Genomic DNA, 1,747 nt, shown 5'->3' with positions numbered 1-1,747 from the left:
CGACGAGGTCGGTGCCGTCCTTCTGCGCCGCGGGCCGCGCCCGGACCCTCAGCGGACTGGCGGCGGGCTTGGCGGCAGCGATTTGCGCCGCGATCTTCTGGCGCGCTTCCGCGCCGCCCATCGCCGTCACCAGCCGGTTACGGTCGAAGGCGCTGGCGGTGTCGGCGACAACCACCTTGCCGTCGCGCATCACCACGATGCGGTCGGCGTTGCGCAGCACCTCGCCCAGCACATGCGAGATCAGGATGCAGCTTTTGCCGCCGGCGACGAAGCGGCGCACGAAGGCCAGCAACTGGCCCGCCGTATGCGCGTCGAGCGACGATGTCGGCTCGTCGAGGATGACGAGGTCGAGACGATCCTGGGTGACCGTGAAGGCGCGCGCCACTTCGACCATCTGGCGACGGCCGATCGACAGGTCGCCGACAATGTCCGACGCCGAGATGCTATGACCCGGAAAGATCTCGTCGAGCTTGGCGGCGATCAGCTCGGCCGCCTTGCGCCGCCAGCCGAAGCCACGCAGCGAAGCGTGGTTGATGCGTGTGTTCTCGGCGACGCTGAGATTGGGGCACAGCGACAGCTCCTGGAAGACGCAGCGTATGCCGAGCTGCTGCGCGCGCGACACCGAGTAGTTGTCCTCGGTGTCGCCATGCACGCCGATCTGCCCGCTGTCGGGCACCAGCGTGCCCGCCACCATGTGCATCAGCGTCGATTTGCCGGCGCCATTGTGGCCGACGAGCCCGACGCATTCGCCGGGTCCGACGTGAAAATCCACGCCACCCAGCGCGCGAACGGCGCCGAAATGCTTTTCGGCGCCGTTCAGTCTGATGATGTCAGCGTTACCCCTGGGCATGCTCAACGATACTCGCTTGGCGATACGGACGGCAACGCTTGGCCGACATTCACTTGATGTTGGCTTTGATGGCCGCGATCGCGTCTTCCTGCGTGTATTCGTGGCTGGCGACGCCGCCCTTGGGGATCTTTGGCAGCTCGGCCTCGAAATCGTCCTGGGTGAAGGCCAGATACGGCACCAGCAGGTCATGCGGGATGTCGGTGCGGCCGTCGAGCACCTGCTGCGCCACCCAGAAGGCGAGCGACGACACGCCGGGCGCGATCGACGCCGACCATGTCTGGTAGCCGTCCTTCTCCTTCTGTTCCTTCCACCACTGCAACTCGTCCTGGCGGTTGCCCATGATGATGGTCGGGCGCGGCTTGCCGGCGGCGGCGAAGGCCTGTGCGGCGCCGTAACCGTCGCCGCCCTGGTCAACGACGCCGACGATGTCGGGCAGCGACGGCAGGATGGTCGCCACCGCCTTCTGCGCCGTCGTCTGGTCCCAGTCGCCGGTCACCGAACCGACGATCTTGAACTCGGGATGGGCGGCGACGCCTTCGAGGATGCCGGCATGGATGGCATCGTCGATCGAGGTGCCGGCAAGGCCGCGGATTTCAAGCAGATTGCCGCCCTTGGGCTGGAACTTGGCCATCTGCTCGACTTCCTGCTTGCCCATGTCCTTGAAGTCGACGACGACACGGTAGGCGCAAGGCTCGGTCACGGTGCCGTCGAAGGAGACGACGGTGATGCCGGCATCGCAGGCCTGCTTGATGGCGCCGTTGAGCGCATCCGGCGAGGCAGCGTTGATGACGATCGCGTCATAGCCCTGCAGGATCAGGTTCTGCACCTGCGCCGCTTGCGTCGGCACCTCCTTGTCGGCGGTGGTGAAGATGTCGGCCGCGCCGACCACCTTGTCGG

2 protein-coding genes are annotated in these 1,747 nt (G+C 66.5%); both read right to left on the bottom strand.

Features of this window, described 5'->3' with window-relative positions:
* Positions 1 to 850 (bottom strand): ATP-binding cassette domain-containing protein (locus EN991_RS34960; protein ID WP_164769619.1); only part of this gene is annotated, 850 nt, incomplete at its 3' end.
* 49 nt (positions 851 to 899) lie between these two features.
* Positions 900 to 1,747 (bottom strand): substrate-binding domain-containing protein (locus EN991_RS34955; protein ID WP_127370431.1); only part of this gene is annotated, 848 nt, incomplete at its 5' end.

The sequence above is a fragment of the Mesorhizobium sp. M7A.F.Ca.US.005.03.2.1 genome (assembly GCF_003997795.1).
Lineage (GTDB): Bacteria > Pseudomonadota > Alphaproteobacteria > Rhizobiales > Rhizobiaceae > Mesorhizobium > Mesorhizobium ciceri.
The sequence above is the reverse complement of the archived record's forward strand: the minus strand, read 5'-3'. Positions and strand labels throughout refer to the sequence as shown.